The organism is Bradyrhizobium sp. USDA 4486 (genome assembly GCF_054057995.1).
This window is the reverse complement of the sequence record NZ_JBSRZV010000001.1, coordinates 7,526,034-7,544,486: the sequence shown is the minus strand read 5'-3', so window position 1 is coordinate 7,544,486 and position 18,453 is coordinate 7,526,034. Positions and strand designations below refer to the sequence as shown.

The 18,453-nt window shown below is 65.1% G+C and carries 17 protein-coding genes and 1 pseudogene; 7 read left to right on the top strand and 11 right to left on the bottom strand.

Going from position 1 to position 18,453, the window contains the following annotated elements; translation table 11 throughout:
- Positions 1-29: 29 nt before the first annotated feature.
- Entirely contained in the window at positions 30-1,373 is a 1,344-nt protein-coding gene (gene glmM / locus ACVWY3_RS35685) for a phosphoglucosamine mutase (RefSeq protein ID WP_456842637.1), read from the bottom strand.
- 222 nt (positions 1,374-1,595) lie between these two features.
- Positions 1,596-1,763, bottom strand: a complete 168-nt coding sequence (locus tag ACVWY3_RS35680) for a hypothetical protein (RefSeq protein ID WP_456842636.1) — start codon at positions 1,761-1,763, stop codon at positions 1,596-1,598.
- 104 nt (positions 1,764-1,867) lie between these two features.
- On the opposite strand from ACVWY3_RS35680, the gene ACVWY3_RS35675 reads away from it, so the two are divergent.
- A complete protein-coding gene (locus ACVWY3_RS35675) occupies positions 1,868-3,004 on the top strand; it encodes an alpha-hydroxy acid oxidase (protein WP_456842635.1) in 1,137 nt (378 codons plus the stop codon).
- A gap of 283 nt (positions 3,005-3,287) precedes the next feature.
- Here the strand turns inward: ACVWY3_RS35675 and ACVWY3_RS35670 are convergent, their stop codons facing one another.
- From ACVWY3_RS35670 to ACVWY3_RS35640, 7 genes are all read right to left on the bottom strand, one after another.
- Complete coding sequence (locus tag ACVWY3_RS35670) at positions 3,288-3,914, bottom strand: hypothetical protein (RefSeq protein WP_456842634.1); 627 nt, start codon at positions 3,912-3,914, stop codon at positions 3,288-3,290.
- 138 nt (positions 3,915-4,052) lie between these two features.
- Positions 4,053-4,892 carry a shikimate dehydrogenase gene (locus ACVWY3_RS35665; protein WP_456842633.1) on the bottom strand — a complete coding sequence of 280 codons (840 nt, stop codon included), beginning with the start codon at positions 4,890-4,892 and terminating at the stop codon, positions 4,053-4,055.
- A 79-nt stretch (positions 4,893-4,971) separates the two neighbouring features.
- Positions 4,972-6,726 carry a SulP family inorganic anion transporter gene (locus ACVWY3_RS35660; RefSeq protein ID WP_456842632.1) on the bottom strand — a complete coding sequence of 585 codons (1,755 nt, stop codon included), beginning with the start codon at positions 6,724-6,726 and terminating at the stop codon, positions 4,972-4,974.
- Between the two features lie 94 nt (positions 6,727-6,820).
- Positions 6,821-7,093 (bottom strand): helix-turn-helix domain-containing protein, encoded by a 273-nt coding sequence (locus tag ACVWY3_RS35655; protein ID WP_008566993.1) that lies wholly within the window; start codon positions 7,091-7,093, stop codon positions 6,821-6,823.
- Between the two features lie 381 nt (positions 7,094-7,474).
- On the bottom strand, positions 7,475-9,523 hold the full coding sequence (locus ACVWY3_RS35650) for an elongation factor G (RefSeq protein ID WP_456842631.1): 2,049 nt from the start codon (positions 9,521-9,523) through the stop codon (positions 7,475-7,477).
- A gap of 200 nt (positions 9,524-9,723) precedes the next feature.
- Entirely contained in the window at positions 9,724-10,206 is a 483-nt protein-coding gene (locus tag ACVWY3_RS35645) for a DUF992 domain-containing protein (protein ID WP_456842630.1), read from the bottom strand.
- Between the two features lie 293 nt (positions 10,207-10,499).
- Complete coding sequence (locus tag ACVWY3_RS35640) at positions 10,500-11,702, bottom strand: pyridoxal phosphate-dependent aminotransferase (RefSeq protein ID WP_456842629.1); 1,203 nt, start codon at positions 11,700-11,702, stop codon at positions 10,500-10,502.
- A 648-nt stretch (positions 11,703-12,350) separates the two neighbouring features.
- Here ACVWY3_RS35640 and ACVWY3_RS35635 point away from each other — a divergent pair.
- From ACVWY3_RS35635 to ACVWY3_RS35610, 6 genes and pseudogenes are all read left to right on the top strand, one after another.
- Complete coding sequence (locus ACVWY3_RS35635; RefSeq protein ID WP_456842628.1) at positions 12,351-13,001, top strand: glutathione S-transferase family protein; 651 nt, start codon at positions 12,351-12,353, stop codon at positions 12,999-13,001.
- A 154-nt stretch (positions 13,002-13,155) separates the two neighbouring features.
- Positions 13,156-13,284 (top strand): hypothetical protein, encoded by a 129-nt coding sequence (locus ACVWY3_RS35630; protein ID WP_456842627.1) that lies wholly within the window; start codon positions 13,156-13,158, stop codon positions 13,282-13,284.
- A 120-nt stretch (positions 13,285-13,404) separates the two neighbouring features.
- Positions 13,405-13,587: a hypothetical protein gene (locus ACVWY3_RS35625; protein WP_456843535.1), complete on the top strand. Its 183-nt coding sequence runs from the start codon at positions 13,405-13,407 to the stop codon at positions 13,585-13,587.
- A gap of 156 nt (positions 13,588-13,743) precedes the next feature.
- Positions 13,744-14,550, top strand: a pseudogene (locus ACVWY3_RS35620) (PAS-domain containing protein).
- A 438-nt stretch (positions 14,551-14,988) separates the two neighbouring features.
- Positions 14,989-15,444, top strand: a complete 456-nt coding sequence (locus tag ACVWY3_RS35615) for a GNAT family N-acetyltransferase (protein WP_092215395.1) — start codon at positions 14,989-14,991, stop codon at positions 15,442-15,444.
- 262 nt (positions 15,445-15,706) lie between these two features.
- The gene (locus ACVWY3_RS35610) at positions 15,707-16,648 is read left to right on the top strand and encodes an aldo/keto reductase (RefSeq protein WP_456842626.1); all 942 of its coding nucleotides are present in this window, start codon (positions 15,707-15,709) and stop codon (positions 16,646-16,648) included.
- 13 nt (positions 16,649-16,661) lie between these two features.
- Here the strand turns inward: ACVWY3_RS35610 and ACVWY3_RS35605 are convergent, their stop codons facing one another.
- On the bottom strand, positions 16,662-16,985 hold the full coding sequence (locus ACVWY3_RS35605; protein ID WP_456842625.1) for an antibiotic biosynthesis monooxygenase family protein: 324 nt from the start codon (positions 16,983-16,985) through the stop codon (positions 16,662-16,664).
- Positions 16,986-17,235: 250 nt separating this feature from the next.
- On the bottom strand, positions 17,236-18,453 hold the full coding sequence (locus tag ACVWY3_RS35600) for a DUF1501 domain-containing protein (RefSeq protein ID WP_456842624.1): 1,218 nt from the start codon (positions 18,451-18,453) through the stop codon (positions 17,236-17,238).

The following is an 18,453-nucleotide window of genomic DNA, read 5'->3' as shown; positions in this document are numbered from 1 at the left end:
TCACCCACCCCGCTCCTGCTTGAAAGACCTTAGGCCGCGACCTGGCCCAGCGCGGAGACGATGGTGTCGACCACGTCCTCGACCAGGATGCGGTCCTCGCCTTCGCCCATGACGCGGATCACGGGCTCGGTGCCGGAGGAGCGGATCAGGAGGCGGCCGTGGCCGTTGAGGCGCTTCTCGCCGTCGGAGATCGCCGACTTCACGTCGGAATCATCGAGCGGCTTGCCGCCCTTGTGGCGGACGTTCTTGAGGATCTGCGGCAGCGGATCGAAGCGGTGACAGACTTCCGACACCGGGCGGCGCAGCTTCTGCACCACCGCGAGCACTTGCAGCGCAGCGACGAAGCCGTCGCCGGTGGTGGCGTAGTCGGACAGGATGATGTGGCCGGACTGCTCGCCGCCGAGATTGTAGCCGCCGCTCAGCATCTGCTCGAGCACGTAGCGGTCGCCGACCGGCGTGCGCACGAGATCGAGCCCCTGCCCCTTCAGGAAGCGTTCGAGGCCGAGATTGGACATCACGGTGGCGACGATGCCGGGCCGCGACAGGCGGCCGTCTTCCTTCCAGCTCTGCGCGATCACTGCGAGGAGCTGGTCGCCGTCGACGATATGGCCGCGCTCGTCGACGAGGATGACGCGATCGGCGTCGCCATCAAGCGCAATGCCGATGTCGGCGCGCATCTCGCGCACCTTCTTCGAGAGAGCTTCGGGCGAGGTCGAGCCGCATTCCTTGTTGATGTTGAAGCCATCGGGATCGACGCCGATCGGCACCACGTCGGCGCCCAGCTCCCACAGCGCCTCCGGCACGACCTTGTACGCGGCGCCGTGAGCGCAATCGACCACGACCCGCAGGCCGTCGAGCGAAAGGTCGCGCGGCAGCGTGCGCTTGGCGAATTCGATGTAGCGGTCATGCACGCCGTCGATACGGCGGGCGCGGCCGAGGCTGGCGCTCTGAGCGAGCCGCTTGTCGATGGGCTCGTCGAGCAACTGCTCGATCTGCTTCTCGACATCGTCGGAGAGCTTGAACCCTTGCGGGCCGAACAGCTTGATGCCGTTGTCCTCGAACAGATTGTGCGAGGCCGAGATCATCACGCCGAGATCGGCGCGCATCGACTTGGTCAGCATCGCCACCGCCGGGGTCGGCATCGGGCCGACCAGCAGCACGTCCATGCCGACCGAGGTGAAGCCCGCGACCATCGCATATTCGATCATATAGCCGGACAGGCGGGTGTCCTTGCCGATCACGACGCGATGGCGGTGGTCGCCACGCTGAAACGCAAGGCCCGCGGCCTGGCCGACCTTGAGCGCGAGCTCCGGCGTGATCAGTCCGTTGGCGCGGCCCCGGATCCCGTCAGTCCCGAAATATTTGCGGCTCATATCGTCCCCCAGCACAACAACCAGGGACCCCCTCTACAACCACGGGCTGCCCGGACGGGCCCCGCATCCCTGATTTGCTGAGGTCTTATAAGCCCAACGCGGCCAACTTGGCTTCAAAAAATGTGATCAATCGTTACGGAACAGAGGTACTCCCTCCGTCACATAAGCGGCTGTTAACACTATATTTCCTACCGCAGCGCCGAAATCGAGCCGGAACCCGCCCTAGCCTGCGCGCTTGACATGCCCATCGTCGCGGCTCGGCGGCGGCTGGGTGACGTTGACGGGATCGGAGCCGGGGAAGGTCTCCTCCAGCCCCTCTTCCAGGGCGTCGTCGAGAGCCTCCTTCTCCTTGATCTGTTCCGGCGACGGTCCCGCGTGCGGCTTGGCCATGGCGCCCTCCTCTCAAACGATTGGGCTGTGCATCCAACCATGCTAGATGACCCCTCAATCTTCCGACGCAAGACTTCCGCTACGAAATGGGCCGGGGAACGTTCATGAAGCACATCACCTGTATCGACGATCTTCGTGCGCTGCATAAGCGCCGCGTGCCGAAGGCGTTCTTCGACTATTGCGACCGCGGTTCCTATGCCGAGGAAACGCTGCGCGCCAACCGCGAGGACCTGCAGGCGATCAAATTCCGCCAGCGCATCCTGGTCGACGTCTCCAAGCGCGACACCTCGACCACGATTTTGGGCGAGCCCTCGACCATGCCGCTGATCCTCGCGCCGGTCGGCCTGCTCGGCATGCAGCATGGCGACGGCGAAATTCACGCCTGCCGCGCCGCGCAGGCCGCCGGCATCCCGTTCACGCAATCGACTATGTCGATCTGCTCGATCGAGGACATCGCCGCCAATGTCGAGAAGCCGTTCTGGTTCCAGCTCTACGTGATGAAGGACCGCGGCTTCATCAAGGAGCTGATCCAGCGCGCCGCCGCCGCCAAATGCAGCGCGCTGGTGCTCACCGTCGACCTGCAGGTGATCGGCCAGCGCCATGCCGACATCAAGAACGGCATGACGGTGCCGCCCGAATGGTCGCTGTCCAAGCTCTTGGACTTCGCCAGCAAGCCGGCCTGGGTCTCGGGCGTGCTGCAGGGCAAGCGCCGCACCTTCGGCAACATCGCAGGCCATGTGAAGAACACCGAGGATCTCAACCGCCTCGCGGAGTGGACGGCATCGCAGTTCGACACGTCGCTGAACTGGAAGGACGTCGAGTGGGTCCGCAGCATCTGGCCGGGCAAGCTCATCATCAAGGGCATCCTCGACGTCGAGGACGCCGAGGAAGCGGCGAAGACCGGCGCGCAGGCGCTGGTGGTGTCGAACCATGGCGGCCGCCAACTCGACGGCGCGCCATCCTCGATCGAGGTGCTGCCGGAGATCGCCGATGCGGTCGGCGGCAAGATGGAGATCATGTTCGACGGCGGCATCCGCTCCGGCCAGGACGTGATGCGCGCGCTCGCGCTCGGCGCAAAGTCCTGCATGATCGGCCGCGCCTATGCCTATGGGCTCGGCGCAGGCGGCCAGGCCGGCGTCGCCAAGGCGATCGACATCATCCAGAAGGAGCTGCTGACCACGATGGGCCTGTGCGGCGTCAACCGGATCGACGAGATCGACGATCACGTGATTGCGGTGTGAGTGCTAGTCTAACCTCTCCCCGCCCTTCCGCGGCAGGGCAATCGCATATGAAAACGGCGTGATTTTTGGTGCTACCGTTTCCACATCGTCATGGCCGGCTTGTCCCGGGCCATCCACGTCTTCACTCCTGCAAAACAAGACATGGATGCCCGGGACATAGGCGAGCGAAGCGACGCCGTCCTTGCGGACGGCTATGCCCGGGCATGACGAGTTTGTGGAGCGATCGGCTGCTCACAAGGCACATCGGGCGAGGGAGTGCGAGAGCGGGGCGTCCCGCACAGCCTCACATCGGCGGCGTGATCCCGTCCCGCCCGACATTCACCCGGTTCGCCTCCAGCGAGCCGTCCTCCTTCTTCGCCGCGCCGAAGATGATCAGCTTGGCGCCGGGCTTCACCTCCGACTTGTCGCTGGCAACGAAGGTGACGATCGGGGTGTCCGGCGGCACCACGACTTTCTTCTCGCCGTCCTTGTATTTCACCGTGATGTTCTGGCCCTCGGTGCCCTTCACCGTCTGCGCCACGGTCGCATTCGTCATGGTCGAATTGGCGCGGGCATCCCAGGGGCGAAAACCTTCGGCGGCGCCGCGCTGGTTCTCCGGGAAGATGTGGACCGCGATCGCCTTCTGAGTGCCGTCGGGCTCGGGCATGCCGGTGACGCCGATGTAGGAGCCTTCCTTGATCTCGGAGAGCTCCGTCTTCACCACGGCAAAGATCGCGACATTATCGGTCATCCTCACCTTCACGTCGCTGCCCTCGCGCGTCTTGATGCCGAGCATGTTGCCGTCGACGCTCTCGATGGTGCCGCGGATACGCACCGTCGGCGCTTGCTGCGCCGAGACGGATGATGTCGCGATGCAGGTGATGAAGGCAGCCACGACAGCGCGTGGCATCCAGTTGGTCAGCTTTGACATGGCATTGTCCCTCCAGGGCGTTGCGGTGGTCAGACACGGCAACCCCGCGTGACCACCGCTATTCCCTCAATTCTTGGAGCATGCTGGTCTTCGATTGTCCCCACGGATCGAGAACGCCGAAGGACGCTGACTATTCTCTCAAGTCTTTGTGAGATCAGCCTCGACCAATGCGCGCAGCTCGGCCGTCACCTCAGGCCTGCGGCCGAACCACAGTTCGAAGCCGCGCACCGCCTGGTGCAAGAGCATGCCGAGCCCGTCGGCGGTCTTGAGCCCGCGCGCTTGCGCGGCCCCGAGCAGCGGCGTCACCAGCGGGACATAGACGAGATCGGCAACGACGGCCTCGTTCGGCAGGCGCGCGACATCGACGTCGAGTGACGGCTGGCCATGCATGCCGAGCGAGGTCGTGTTCACGAGAAGTTTTGCGCGCGGCAAGAGGTCGTCGATCGCGTCCCACGCAACGGGATGCACGTTCGGTCCGAACTGTCCTGCAAGTGTCTCGGCCCGCGCGATGGTGCGATTGGCGAGATGGATGCGCTTGACGCCACGCTCGCGCAGGCCGAACACGACCGCGCGCGAGGAACCGCCTGCCCCGAGCACCAGCGCTTCCTCCGCCCTGTCCCAGCCGGGCGCGCTGGCGTCGAGATTGCCAATGAAGCCTTCCACATCGGTGTTCGTAGAGCGCAGCTCGCCGTCCTCAAACCACAGCGTGTTGGCAGCGCCCACGGCCCTTGCCCGCGCGTCGGGCGAGGACAATGCGAGGGCGGCCTCCTTGTGCGGGATGGTGACATTGGCGCCGACAAAGCCGCGCAGCGACAGCCGCAGCACGAAGTCGCGTAAATCATCAGGCGGAACCGCCTCGATGACATAGCCGCCTGCGATGCCGAGCGTGCGCAGCCAGTAATGATGGATCAGCGGCGAGCGCGAATGCGCGGCCGGCCATCCGATCAAGCAGGCTGCGGGAGCCTTGGTCACCGTCATCGTCTCCTTGGGGTCGTATTTGGAGGCGATCCATTTCGCGTCCCGCGGGCTCTGTCAAGCCGGGAGACTCAGTGCGACATCAGCTCCCGGCTGCGTCGGCGGCCGCGGGCTGGACAGCACCGCCCTTGATGTCCGAGACCGCGCGCTCGATGGTCTCGCGATAGCGGGCGCGCGGCGGCGTCACGCCATGGGTGAGCAGCGCGCGGCGGACCGCGGGCGTGGCTCCGGTGATGAACAGGCGGATGCCCCGGCGATGCGCCTTGACGGCGACGCGGCCGAGCACGTTGGCCGCAGTCGAATCCAGGAACGGCACCGCGGCGAAATCGACCACAAATCCCTTGCGCTTGTCGCCAACGTCATCGAGCACGTTGCCGATGGCCGAGGCTGCGCCAAAGAAGAACGCGCCGGTGATGCGATAGACCAGCACGTCGCGATCGACCGCGAGCGCGGCATCGTAGGGCACGCGATCGCCATTGCCGTCATCAGCGCGATCGGCGGTCACCAGCGGCGTGCGCTCCTCGATGCCGGTCATCTCCGCCATGCGATGAATGAACAGCACCGCGCCGAGCGCGAAGCCGACCAGAATGCCTTCGGTGAGATCGCGGAAGATCGTGAGCAGGAAGGTTGCGAGCAGCACCACGGCATCGCCCCAGGACGAGCGCAGCAGCGTCGCGAACTCCTGCTTCTCCGCCATGGTCCAGGCGACGACCACGAGCACGGCGGCGAGCGCTGCGAGCGGGATGTAGCTCGCAAGCGGCGCCGCGATCAGCATGAACAGGAGCAGGAAGACCGCATGCAGCATGCCCGCGAGCGGTCCGCGTGCGCCGGCGCGGATGTTGGTCGCCGTGCGCGCGATCAGGCCGGTGACGCAGATGCCGCCGAACAGCGCCGATCCGATATTGGCGACACCTTGCGCCACCAGCTCACAATTGGAGCGGTGACGGCGTCCGGTCATGCCGTCGGCCACCACCGCCGACAGCAGCGATTCGATCGCGGCCAGCAGCGCGAACGCAATCGCGTCAGGGAGCACGGCTTTCGCCTTGGCAAGCGAGAATGCGGGCAGCGCCGGCGACGGCAATTCGCGCGGGATGCCGCCAAAACGGCTGCCGATGGTTTCTACCGGCAGCGAGAGCACCGCGCATACGACCGCGGCGAACACGACCGCGATCAGGATGCCGGGCCAGGACGGCCGCCAGACCCGTAAGCCAGCGATGATGGCGATGCTGGCAAGCGCAACGGCAACCGCGGACGGATTGACGGTGTGCAGGCCGTCCGCGAGCGCGACGAGCTTCGGCACGAATTCGCTTGGCTCCTTCCCCGCCATCGTGATGCCGCCGAGATCGTGCAACTGGCTGGCAAAGATGATCACGGCAATGCCGGCGGTGAAGCCAACCGTGACAGGATAGGGAATGAACTTGATGTAGGTTCCGATCCGCAGCAGGCCCGCGGCAATCAGGATGACGCCCGCCATCATGGTGGCGAGGATGACACCGTCGACGCCGTGCCGCTCCGCGGTCACCGCGACCAGCACGATGAAGGCGCCGGCGGGCCCGCCGATCTGGAAGCGGCTGCCGCCGAGCAGCGACACGATGAAACCGCCGACGACGGCGGTGTAGAGGCCGCGGTCCGGCGTCACGCCGGAGGCGATCGCGATCGCCATCGACAGCGGCAGCGCGACGATCGCGACGGTGAGGCCGGCGAACACATCGGCGCGGAAATCCGATAGGCCATAGCCCTCGCGCCAGACCGTGACGAGTTTCGGCAGATATAGTTCGGCGAAAGTCGGTCGGCGCAGCCGATGCAGCCCGCCTGCCCGCTCGCTGGTGATGCTCATGCTCCGCGGCCCCCACACACTGCATCGTGCGGCCGCGATCTCGGACGCCACGGTGCGTTAGCTCATCTTCTTGCAGGCATGATCACCGCAGCGATCATGCCCCCACGCGGCGCGGTGGCCCGGGCTCCTTCAGGCGAACACCGCGCCCACCGCTGTCGCTGCGCGCCTGCTCGCCGATCAGCTCGACGCCGGCCCGGTCGAACGCCTCGACTACCTTAATTAAAGTCTCGACCACGCCGCGAACATTGCCGGTCGAGGCCTCCATCCGCTGGATGGTCGGCAGCGACACGCCGGCAAGCTCGGCCAGGGTTTTCTGGTCAATGCCGAGCAGCGCGCGGGCTGCCCGCATCTGGAATGACGTGATCACCGCGGCCTCACGTATCAGGAGTTATAAATGATATCTGAAGCGTGTACAATGATGTAAAATACATCATATGGGAGTGAGCGCAAGTGCTCACCCTTTCGCCGCTTTTCCGGGGGAGAGACGTAGGCCGCCTTCCGGCGGCCGTTTCAAGAACGCCGAAGCGAAGCTTCGGCTATGTCGCCCCCCGGGCGATGCGCAGCATCGTCCGGCGCGATCCTGGTGAGGGGCAAGGCACGCTATTGCCTTGAGCGTACGCCCATCCCGCTCATGAGCTCGATTACGATTCCAACCGCGCGCGTGGAGACAACCCCTCACTCCCTCTCTCCGTGAAGAACGGGAGAGGGAGTGAGAGAGTGGCGCCTCCTTACGCGACCGCTAACCGACTCACGCCGCGTGCTGATGCGCGGCGATGATTTGGTCGGCGGCGCGGCCGGTGACTTCGGCCATGTGGTCGAACTGACGGGTGAAGCTGCCGGCGCCGGCCGTGGCCGAGCGCAGCTCGACGATGAGCTCGCCGATCTCCGCTTCCGGCATCATGGCGCGGACGCAGTCCCAGCCGCTCCAGCCGTCGCGGGTGTCGAAGCCGAGGATCTGACCGCGGCGCGCCGACAGGATCGCGTTGATCTTGGCGGTGGCGTCGGTCGGACAGACGATCTCGACGACGTGGATCGGCTCCAGCAACACCGGCTGGCATTGCGGGAGGCCTTCGTTCAATCCGATCCGCGCCGCGGTACGGAAGGCGAGATCGGAGCTGTCGACGCTGTGATAGGAGCCGTCGGTCAGCGTCACCTCCACATCGGTAACCGGGAAGCCGAGCGGACCGCGCGCCAATCCGTCGATGACGCCCTCCTCCACCGCCGGGATGTAGTTGCGCGGCACCGCGCCGCCCACCACCTTCTCGGCGAATTTGAAGCCCTCGCCGCGCGGCAGCGGCTTGATATCGAGCACGACGTCGCCGAACTGACCATGGCCACCGGACTGCTTCTTGTGGCGGCCGCGCTGGGTGATCGGCTTGCGGATGGTCTCCTGGTAGCCGATCGCGGGCGGATGCGAGGAGATCTTGACGCCGAAGCGGTCGCGCAAGCGCTCGACCTCGACGCGGAGATGCATCTCGCCCTGCCCCCACAGCACGGTGTCATGGGTCTGGGGATTCTGCACGATGACCAGCGAGGGATCCTCCTCGTGCAGGCGAGCCAGGGCCTGACCGAGCTTCACGTCGTCCTTGCGGTCGGTGGACGCGATCGAGATCGCCAGCACCGGCGGCGTCGGCTCGGGGGCGGCGAGCGCAGCCGGCGGAGTCTTGCCGTTCGAAACCGTGTCACCTGTCTTGAACAGGTCCAGCTTGGCGAGCGCGACAGTGTCGCCGGCGTCCGCCGCGGCACGCTTGGTGTCGTAGGCGCCGTTGACGGCGAGGATGCCGGAGATGCGGCCGGTCCCGCCGGAGGAGGATTGCAGCGTCGCACCGTCGTCGAGATGGCCGGCGAGCAACCGCGTCAGCGACAGCTTGCCGCCATGCTGCGAATGCAGCGTCTTGAAGACGTAGCCGAGCGCATCCTTGGTGTCGGGAACGCCGAGCCGTTTTGCGGTCTCCGCGATTCCGGGCGCCTCGTGGCGCAACGCCTTCATCAGGCGCAGCACGCCATTTTCGCGCGCCGCCGATCCCAGCAGCACGGGGCAGATCAGCCCTTCGCGGAGTTCGCGGGCGAGATCGTCGAACACGGCATCACGCGGCGGCTGGATGTCTTCGAGCAGCTGCTCCATCAGCGCATCGTCGTGGTCGGCGAGCTTCTCCAGCATCGAGAAGCGCGCCTCCTTCTCGCGATCGAGATCGCCACCTTCGAGTGCGACCACCTCGGAGGCTTTGTGCTCGCGATAGATGAACGCGCGCTCCAGCGCGAGATCGACAAACCCCTCGATCAGATCGCCCTTCCAGATCGGGATCTGGCGCAGCACCAGCGGCACGCGCGAGGCGGGCTGGAGCATCGCGAGCGTCTCGCGGATGCGCTGGCTGGCGCGATCGATCTTGTTGAGGAACAGGAAACGCGGGATCTTCAGCTCTTCCAGCTCGCGCAGGATGATCTGAAGCTGCGGCAGCTTCTTCTCGTCGGCCTCGCAGACCACGACCGCGGCATCGATCGCGGGCAGCGCGGCGCGCATGTCGTGGGCGAATTCGACGGAACCGGGACAATCCAGGAAGGTATAGCTGTCGCCCATGAAACTCGTGGTCGCAGCAGTGAGGCCGACGGTCATCTTGTGGTGACGGGCCTCGGGCGTGGCGTCGCCGACGGACGTTCCGGCATCGACGCTGCCGGCGCGCGGGATTGCGCCCGTTCGCGCCAGGATTGCTTCAAGAAGTGTGGTTTTACCGCTTTGGAAAGGGCCCACCAGCGCAATGCACCGTGGACCTCGGGGACTTCTGACGTCTTGTCCCATTTCGCCGCCTCCCTGGTGTGGAGCTCGGCCCGTGATTGGGTCGGCAAACGGTGATGCTCTGCCCGTCGCCGAGATTTGGCAAGCAACAAACGTCGCTGCGGTGCGTCGTCCCTTAGATCCGTTGTAACGTCTTAGAGATGAGCCGGCGTATTCCACCTCTTCCCGACTGGAAGAGGTGGAAGCAGTACTGTCCTTGGTGCTTAGCGGCCCGGACGGAGTTCCAGGCTCTCGAGGCCGGCGGCGACGTTGAGGCCGACCTGGCCCTGCACACTGAGCGGCTGGAGCGCGATCGAATTGTTGGAGCCGCCGACCAGCACGTTGCCGCCTAAGCCGACACCGACCGAGGCGCTGCCCTGCGCGCCCGCGTAATTGCCGGAGAGGTCGCCGGGGCCGAGCCGATCGACCGGCGCGAACACGCCCCAGGCGAGCGTGGTCTCCTGGGTGATGCCGATGTCGAGACCCACTTTACGGATCGTTGCGACATAGCGGTCTTCAGGCAAGCCATCGGCGCGCAGCACGCAGCCGAGATTGGTTACCGATCCCACGATGAAGCCGACGCTGGCGCCGCCGCGGCATTCGAGCACACCGACGCGAACCATACGCTGCTGCTGCGCATCGCCGTTTGCGACGGAGGCAACAAGGCTGGCGGCAGCGAGCCCGGCGAAGATGAACGAACGGCGCATGAAAGATCTCCGGCTATGAATGTGATGCGAGCAGAGAGAGCGCGGCACACGCCGCGCGATGGTCTATGCCACAAGAGCTTTGCACGTGCCAGATCGTGCGCGACGAATTGGTGCGCTGTCTTCCCTTCTCCCCTTGTGGGAGCAGGTGGCGCGAAGCGCCGGATGAGGGGCTGTCTCCGCGCATTGAACTGGCAGAGGGACTCGCGGAGAGAACCCCTCACCCGTCTCGCCGCTTCGCGGCGATCCACCCTCTCCCACAGGGGGAGAGGGTGAAATCGCATGTCGCAAGAAGCTTACCGCAGATTGCCGCAGAAGCGCTGGATGCGCTTGCAGGCGTCTTCGAGGTCGGAGGTCTTGGTCGCGTAGGAGATGCGGAAGGCCGGGCCGAGGCCGAAGGCCGAGCCCTGCACCACGGCGACGCCCTCGGTCTCCAGCAGCTCGGTGACGAACTGCTCGTCATTCGAGATCACGTTGCCCGACGGCGCCTTCTTGCCGATCGTGCCGGCGCAGGACGGATAGACGTAGAACGCACCCTCGGGCCGCGGGCACTCGATGCCATTGGCCTGGTTGAGCATGGAGACGACGAGGTCGCGGCGCTCCTTGAACACCTTGTTGTTGGCGGGGATGAAGTCCTGCGGACCGTTCAGCGCCTCGACCGAAGCCCACTGCGCGATCGAGCACGGGTTCGAGGTCGATTGCGACTGGATAGTCGACATCGCCTTGATGAGCTGCGCCGGACCGCCGGCGTAGCCGATGCGCCAGCCGGTCATGCAATAGGCCTTCGACACGCCGTTCACCGTGAGCGTGCGGTCGTAAAGGCTCGGCTCGACCTGCGCGACGGTGGTGAACTGGAAGTCGTCATAGACGAGGTGCTCGTACATGTCGTCGGTCATCACCCAGACATGCGGGTGCTTGACCAGCACGTCGGTGAGCGCCTTGAGCTCGGCCCTCGTGTAGGCCGCCCCCGTCGGGTTCGACGGCGAGCACAGGATCACCCATTTGGTCTTCGGCGTGATCGCGCGATCGAGCGCCTCGGCCCCGAGCTTGAAGCCGGTCGCGGCGGTGCAGACCACCGGCACCGGCTCACCGCCGGCGAGCGCCACCATCTCAGGATAGCTGACCCAATAGGGCGCGGGGATGATTACCTCGTCGCCCGGATTCATGGTCGCCATCAGCGCGTTGTAGAGCACCTGCTTGCCGCCGGTGCCGACGATGATCTGGTTCGGCTTGTAGGCGACACCGTTCTCGCGCTGAAACTTCGCGATGATGGCTTCCTTCAGCTCGGGGATGCCGTCGACCGCGGTGTACTTGGTCTTGCCGGCCTCGATGGCGCGGATCGCCGCCAGCTTGATGTTGGCGGGCGTGTCGAAGTCCGGCTCGCCGGCGCCGAGCCCGATGACGTTGCGGCCCGCCGCTTTCAGCGCCCGTGCTTTGTCCGTGACCGCGATGGTCGCGGACGGCTTCACACGGTCGAGCGCAGCGGCAAGGAAGGACATCGTCATCTCCTGACAAGCGTCGTGAAGCCTTTCGCCTCACGACTCTGATTGTGGGAATGCGACCACCCTAAGACGTGTGCCGCTGCGCCGCAAGAAACTTCGGCCCGATCTCGCAAAAGTTTACGGATTTGGAGCGTTTCAAGGCGCGATTTCCCGCAATTTTCCGCAACTTTGCCAGGCAAACCGCTCATATCCGGCAAGGCTTGTCCTCGGAGCAATTTTGCGTGTTGCGTGCTGCTATGAACCGGCACTCGTCATGCCCGGGCTTGTCCCGGGCATCCATGTTCTTCGTGCGTCAAGTAAGCCAAGCAAGACGTGAATGGCCGGGTCATAGGCGAGTGGAAGCGACGCCGTCCTTTGGACGGCTATGCCCGGCCATGACGATGTGGATATTTCAGCGCCCTGTCACTGGCCGCTCAACCGTTTCACACAATGCACGGTCGAATGCATCCCGTGCGTTGACGCACGCGTCAACTCATTTGCATCATCGCGCGGAAATGATCTTCCTCGGCGTTGCAGTGCGGTAGGGTTTTCGAGTTTTTCTATCGGCTGGCCCTTGCGGCGGATTCGCATCGGCATCATTGTTTACCCGCGCTGCGGGGCAACACGTGCCGCGCCTTCCCTATCCACGGATTCGAAACTCCCCGAATGTACAAGCTCTATTCGATGCAACGCTCGGGCAACAGCTACAAGGTCCGCCTTGCGCTGGCGCTGCTCAACGTGCCCTACGAAGCGATCGAGGTGGACATTCTGCGCGGCGAAAGCCGCACGCCGGATTTTCTGACGAAGAATCCGTCGGGCCAGGTGCCGCTGCTCGAGGTCGGCGACGGCCGCTTTCTCGCCGAGTCCAACGCGATCCTCTGGTACGTCGCCGTCGGCACGCCGCTCGCGCCGGAGAACCGCATCGACCGGGCCGAGGCGCTGCAATGGATGTTCTTCGAGCAGCACGCGCTCGAGCCGAACATCGGCGCCGCCTATTTCTGGCTGTCGCTGGTCAAGGGCGGCCGCGACCTGCAGACGCACGCGCTGGAGGACTGGATGGAGCGCGGCTATGGCGCGCTGCAAGTGATGGAGAATCATCTCAAGGCCAACGCCTATTTCGCCGCCCGCCAGCTCACGGTCGCCGACATCGCGCTGTACGGCTACACCCACCTTGCCGATCGCTGCGATTTCGACCTCCAGGCTTTCCCGGCGATCCGGGAGTGGCTGAAGCGGGTGGAAGCCACGCCCGGCTTCGTGTCGATGGACTGGCGGCCGGCCGACATCGACGACCCCGCCAGCATCGCCGCGGGCGCCTGACGACGCACCCGAGCTGGCGAATGGCGGGTATAAGGTTCATCCTCGCCGCAATCTCGCCATTTTCGGCGCGATAGCCGCCGCAATATTGCCCGTTGAAATAGTGAAATTGTTCGATGTCGCGGGTGATTCGCTTGCACGTTGAAGGATTTAAACCATGATTCGGGCGTCCGGCACGGCAGGCTTTCAGGGCCATACCGATACCGTTTCGTCTTCCCGGCTGACCAACGCGGTCGCGGCCTCGCTCGCCGTCGCCGCGCTCTCGCTGTGCCTGATCGTCACCTGACGGTGCTGTCGACCAAGGCCACGATGGCGATGGGCCTGCCGGTCTGATTCCCGTCTCATCCTCGACCAGCCTTCAAGGCGCCGCGTGGCCCGCGCCAACCGGCATCGCGACAGGACGTCGATGAAATCGCCTGTGGTCATCGTTGCAATCACCCTGACTGCGGCCATCCTGGTCGCGGCATCGCTGCTGATTTTGGTCGGCACGCGTAAGGGATCGGGAACGTCGACGTTGAATGTCCCCGCGCAGCAACAGCGCGCGAATCGGAACGGGGCTCTCGATTCTCGTGTTGACGCGTTTTCTTGACGTGAACCGATATCCACGTCGCTCGAAAACGCTCTAAATCATCCGAAAGCTTTTCCCGGAACCGCAAGCGCCTGTTAAGCGCACCGCACGAAATCGGATTGCGCTCGTGCTACCGTAGGCCAATCTGACCGCCCTACTCGTTCAGGGAGGAACGAGATGCGGTTCGGATGGCGCGCGATCTCCGGTCCGGTGCTGACGGCAGCCATTGCGCTGCTCGCGATCCTACTCGATCGCACCATTGTCGTTCCCTCGCCAGCGCCTGTGTTCGTCTGCGTCGTCGCGCTTGCCGGCGCGTTGTCGGGTTTCGCCTCCGCGATGACCAGCGCGGCACTCGCCGTGATCGGCGCGGCGCTGTTCTGCCTCGGCCATCGCGCCATGTCCTTCCATGCTGCGGCCGACCTGGTCGGCCTCCTCGCCGTGACCGCCTTCGGCACCGCAGGCATCACCGGCCTGATGCGCGAGCGGCTGCTCGCCACATTCGCCGCCGAGCGCCAAAGCCACGCCACCGCCGCGCGGTTGTCGGCCGCGCTCGACCAGGTCGACATCGGCATCGTGCTGCTCGATACCGAGACGCGAGCCGAATTCATCAACCGCGCGTTCCGCGATTATTTTGCGCTGCCGGACGAAATCGCCGCCGGCAAGCCGCCCTTCATCGCGCTGATGTATCACGGCCGCGACACCGGCGCGTTCGAGCTGCCCGAGGACGAGCTCGGCACTTTCATCGCGCAGCGCATGGAGATGGTGCGGATCGGCGACGCCACGCCGATCAACATCAAGCTGCGCAACGGCGAGGTGCTGCGCTTCGTCTGCACAGCGCTGCCCGACGGCGGCCGCATGCTGAGCTAAACGCCAGTGACCGACCTCGTGCGCCACACCGATGCGCCGGAGCGCGCCGACTACTACCGTTCGCTGCGCGATCCCACGAACCGCAAGCTGATCCGGTATCTGCGCGTGGCGGAATGAGGGTGCTTTAGCCCAAGAACATCGCCTTCCGGCGCCCGCGGAGACAACCCTCACTCAAGCGAGCGTTGCTCGTCTTAACCTCTCCCCCGCCCTTCCGCGGCAGGCGTCATTTTTGGCGCTACCGTTTCCACATCGTCATGGCCGGGCTTGTCCCGGCCATCCACGTCTTCACTCCGGCAAAACAAGACGTGGATGCCCGGGACAAGCCCGGGCATGACGAGTTTGTGGAGGGATTGGCTACTCACAAGACACAACGAACCTGCAGCGTTACGCATATCGCGATAGCCCGCCCTTCCGCGGAAAGAGGTGCGAAGCAATCCGGGTGAGGGGCATGGCACACCGTCGCCACGACTGAATATCCAGCCGTCGCGCAAAGACATTTGATCATCTGCGCGAACATCCCTTATGAATGACGTTCAATGCTCGCAGGATCTTCACATGTCTCTCACCATTCGCGCCGTCACCAAGCAGGATTACGATCAATGGCTGCCGCTGTGGGACGGCTACAACGCTTTCTACGGCCGCTCGGGCCCGACCGCGCTGGCGCCCGAGATCACGAAGGTGACGTGGCAGCGCTTCTTCGACGCCTATGAGCCGGTGCATGCGCTGGTCGCCGAGAGCGACGGCAAGCTGCTCGGACTGACGCACTATCTGTTCCATCGCAGCACCACCGCGATCGAGCCGTCCTGCTATCTGCAGGACCTGTTCACGCTGGAAGCGGCGCGCGGCAAGGGCGTCGCCTCGGCGCTGATCTACGGCGTCTACGAGCGCGCCAAGCTTGCGGGATCGCCACGGGTCTACTGGCAGACGCACGAGACAAACGTCACCGCGCAAAGCCTGTACGACAAGGTCGCGGAACGCTCCGGCTTCATTGTCTATCGCAAGATCTTCTGATTTTAGCCGCCTTTTCCCGGACCACGCGGCCTGTGGATAACTCCACCTGTCACCGGCGCGTAACACACCGGGACTAAGTTGCTGCTGCGTCTGATCAGGCCCCCCGTCACCGATCAAGCGCCCCAAAGCGGTCCCCGTCAGTCGCCGCGTCTGACAGGGGCCGCATTTTTTTGCCCGCATGGCAGCACCGCAGGCAACGGCTTGCCGCTGGGGCAGGCCGCCTTCACAATGCACCGCGGCTCATCTCTCACGGGGATCTCTCATGGAAATTCGCAATCTCGGCGCCTCCGGCCTTCGCGTGTCCGCGGTCGGGCTCGGCTGCAACAATTTCGGCCAGCGCACCGATCTCGAGACCTCGCGCAAGGTGATCCATCGCGCGCTCGATCTCGGCATCACGCTGTTCGACACCGCCGACATCTATTCCAACATGGGCGGCTCGGAGACGGTGCTCGGCACCGTCCTGGGCGACCGCCGCAAGGACATCGTGCTGGCGACGAAATATTCGAAGCCCATGGCCGAGGACGGCACCAAGCAGGGCGCCTCGCGCCGCTACATCATGGAAGCCGTGGAAGCGAGCCTGAAGCGGCTGAAGACCGACTACATCGATCTCTACCAGCAGCACGACTACGACCCGCTGACGCCGATCGAAGAGAGCCTGCGCGCGCTCGACGATCTCGTCCGCCAGGGCAAGGTGCGCTACATCGGCAATTCGAACTTTCCGGCCTGGCGCGTCGCGGAAGCCGAATACGTCGCACGCGCGATGAATGTCAGCCGCTTCGTTTCCTGCCAGGACGAATATTCGCTGGTGGTGCGTGACATCGAGAAGGATCTGCTGCCGGCTGCGCAAGAGTACAAGCTTGGCCTGTTGCCGTTCTTCCCGCTCGCCAGCGGGCTGCTCACCGGCAAATACAAGAAGGGCGAAGCTGCGCCCGACGATAGCCGCTTCGGCAAGGTGCCGCGGCTGCGCGACCGCTACGTCACGCCGCGCAACGAGGATATCGTCGAGAAGCTCCAGGCGTTTGCGACGTCCCGCGGACACAGCATGCTGGAGCTCGCCTTCTCCTGGCTCGCAGCCCGCCCGCAGGTGTCGAGCGTGATCGCGGGCGCGACCCGCGTCGAACAGATCGAGCAGAACGTCAAGGCGATCGCCTGGAAGCTCAGCGCGGAGGAGATGTCCGAGATCGACAGGATCACGCTGGGCTGACTCTGAAGTGGCACTACTTGGCGCCGCGCCTCACCGTCTGCATCACCTCGAAGCCTTCGAATTGGGGATGGCCGAGATAGAGCGGCTTGTTGTCGCCAGCCTTGTGATGCGCGGCACGAAACGCCTCCGACTTGGTCCAGGCCTCGAACGCGGCATGGTTCGCCCACACGGTATGCGAGGCGTAGAGCGTGTGGTCCTCGAGCTCAGGCCCGCGCAGCAGATGGAATTCAACGAAGCCCGGCACCTTGTCCAAATGCGTATCGCGCGAGAGCCAGACCTGCTCGAAGGCGGACTCAGAGCCCTTGGCGACGCGGAAGCGGTTCATGGCGATGTACATGGGTTGAGGTCTCCTTAAGCTTGGAATTGTCAGGCACGCATTGCCCTCTCACTCCCTCGCCCTGTTCTTACGGGGAAAGGGCGGGGTGAGCGGCTGCCTCCGCGAGTTCGGCCTGAATGTAAGCGAAGCGGACGATGCGCGCACCGTCAATGTGGGAGTCGGATGGACTCCCCTCTTTGCAACAGCATGCCCTGCCCCTCACCCGGATTGCTGCGCAATCCGACCTCTCCCCACCAAGAGCGGGGAGAGGCTAGGCAACCAGGTCCTTCATCGGCCGTGCCGCCGCGCTGTCCGGGAACACGTTTTCCGCCAGCACACGGTCGGACAAACCAAACTGGCCCTGCAGCACGCCCTTGATCACGGAGCGCAGATCTGCCGTCGGCTTGAGATCGCGACCCTCGTAGAGGTTCGCGGACTTCAAACCGGGCCAATCCGAGATGACACGGCCGCCTTTGACGGCGCCGCCGGCGAGGAGCGCGATGGTGGCGGTGCCGTGATCGGTGCCGTCGGTGCCATTGATGCGCGCGGTGCGGCCGAATTCAGTGGCGACGACGATGGCCGTGTCGCGCCAGCGATCGCCAAGTCCGCTTTCGAATTCGGCAAGCGCGCCGTCGAGGCCGCCGAGCAGGAAGGCGAGGCGCCCGACCGGGCCGCCTTCATTCGCATGCGTGTCCCAGCCGTCGAAGGCGAGCGCGGCGATGCGCGGGCCGTCGTCCGCCGCCATCAGCTTGGCGGCGCCGCGCGCGACCTGGCGCATCTGCGCAACCTGATTGCCGGGCTTGCGCTTCATGTCATCGCCGCTCGCAGCCTTCTCGAGCTGGAGGCCTTGCGACAGCGCCGCAGCAAGCGCGGGATCACGATGGCGGTAGAGATCGGCGAGCCGAATTGCGGTGTCGTCGTCGGCCTGCGGCAGCGCCACCGGCGCCCAACCGACGGTCGGCGCATTGCCGCGCAGCACCAGCGGCGTGGTCGGGCCGACCGCAAGCCCGTTCGACACGCGCTCGCCGCGCGGCAGCGCTTCCAGCGCGCGGTTGAGCCAGCCGGATTGCACGCGGCCCGGGCCGGCATAGCCGCTTTCGAGCACGTCCTGGCCGTCGAAATGCGAACGGTCGCGATAGGGCGTTGCGACCGCATGGATCACTGCGGCATGTCCGTCGCGATACATCCGTGCGAACTCCGGCATTGACGGATGCAGCGCGAAGAAACTGTCGAGCATGATTGCGGGATGCGCGCCATCCGCGGCGAGCGCGATCGAGCCGTGCAGGCCGGCATAGTCGGGATCGCCGACCGGCGCGACGGTCGAGAGCCCATCGAGGGCGCCGCGCAGGATCACGACAATCATCCTGGGATCGCGCCCGTCGGCCGCGCGCGCGAATTTCGGCAAATAGGCCCAGGCAGCGAAGGAGGCGCCGCCGAGCAAGAGGCCGCGGCGCGAGGTGAGGAGCCGGTTCTCGACGCAGTCGATCAT

What these genes read in the sequence shown, in the direction of transcription:
- glmM (WP_456842637.1), bottom strand. Translation starts at nt 1,373, where the DNA reads ATGAGCCGCAAATATTTCGGGACTGACGGGATCCGGGGCCGCGCCAAC.
- ACVWY3_RS35680 (WP_456842636.1), bottom strand. Translation starts at nt 1,763, where the DNA reads ATGGCCAAGCCGCACGCGGGACCGTCGCCGGAACAGATCAAGGAGAAG.
- ACVWY3_RS35675 (WP_456842635.1), top strand. Translation starts at nt 1,868, where the DNA reads ATGAAGCACATCACCTGTATCGACGATCTTCGTGCGCTGCATAAGCGC.
- ACVWY3_RS35670 (WP_456842634.1), bottom strand. Translation starts at nt 3,914, where the DNA reads ATGTCAAAGCTGACCAACTGGATGCCACGCGCTGTCGTGGCTGCCTTC.
- ACVWY3_RS35665 (WP_456842633.1), bottom strand. Translation starts at nt 4,892, where the DNA reads ATGACGGTGACCAAGGCTCCCGCAGCCTGCTTGATCGGATGGCCGGCC.
- ACVWY3_RS35660 (WP_456842632.1), bottom strand. Translation starts at nt 6,726, where the DNA reads ATGAGCATCACCAGCGAGCGGGCAGGCGGGCTGCATCGGCTGCGCCGA.
- ACVWY3_RS35650 (WP_456842631.1), bottom strand. Translation starts at nt 9,523, where the DNA reads ATGGGACAAGACGTCAGAAGTCCCCGAGGTCCACGGTGCATTGCGCTG.
- ACVWY3_RS35645 (WP_456842630.1), bottom strand. Translation starts at nt 10,206, where the DNA reads ATGCGCCGTTCGTTCATCTTCGCCGGGCTCGCTGCCGCCAGCCTTGTT.
- ACVWY3_RS35640 (WP_456842629.1), bottom strand. Translation starts at nt 11,702, where the DNA reads ATGTCCTTCCTTGCCGCTGCGCTCGACCGTGTGAAGCCGTCCGCGACC.
- ACVWY3_RS35635 (WP_456842628.1), top strand. Translation starts at nt 12,351, where the DNA reads ATGTACAAGCTCTATTCGATGCAACGCTCGGGCAACAGCTACAAGGTC.
- ACVWY3_RS35630 (WP_456842627.1), top strand. Translation starts at nt 13,156, where the DNA reads ATGATTCGGGCGTCCGGCACGGCAGGCTTTCAGGGCCATACCGATACC.
- ACVWY3_RS35625 (WP_456843535.1), top strand. Translation starts at nt 13,405, where the DNA reads ATGAAATCGCCTGTGGTCATCGTTGCAATCACCCTGACTGCGGCCATC.
- ACVWY3_RS35615 (WP_092215395.1), top strand. Translation starts at nt 14,989, where the DNA reads ATGTCTCTCACCATTCGCGCCGTCACCAAGCAGGATTACGATCAATGG.
- ACVWY3_RS35610 (WP_456842626.1), top strand. Translation starts at nt 15,707, where the DNA reads ATGGAAATTCGCAATCTCGGCGCCTCCGGCCTTCGCGTGTCCGCGGTC.
- ACVWY3_RS35605 (WP_456842625.1), bottom strand. Translation starts at nt 16,985, where the DNA reads ATGTACATCGCCATGAACCGCTTCCGCGTCGCCAAGGGCTCTGAGTCC.
- ACVWY3_RS35600 (WP_456842624.1), bottom strand. Translation starts at nt 18,453, where the DNA reads ATGATCGACTGCGTCGAGAACCGGCTCCTCACCTCGCGCCGCGGCCTC.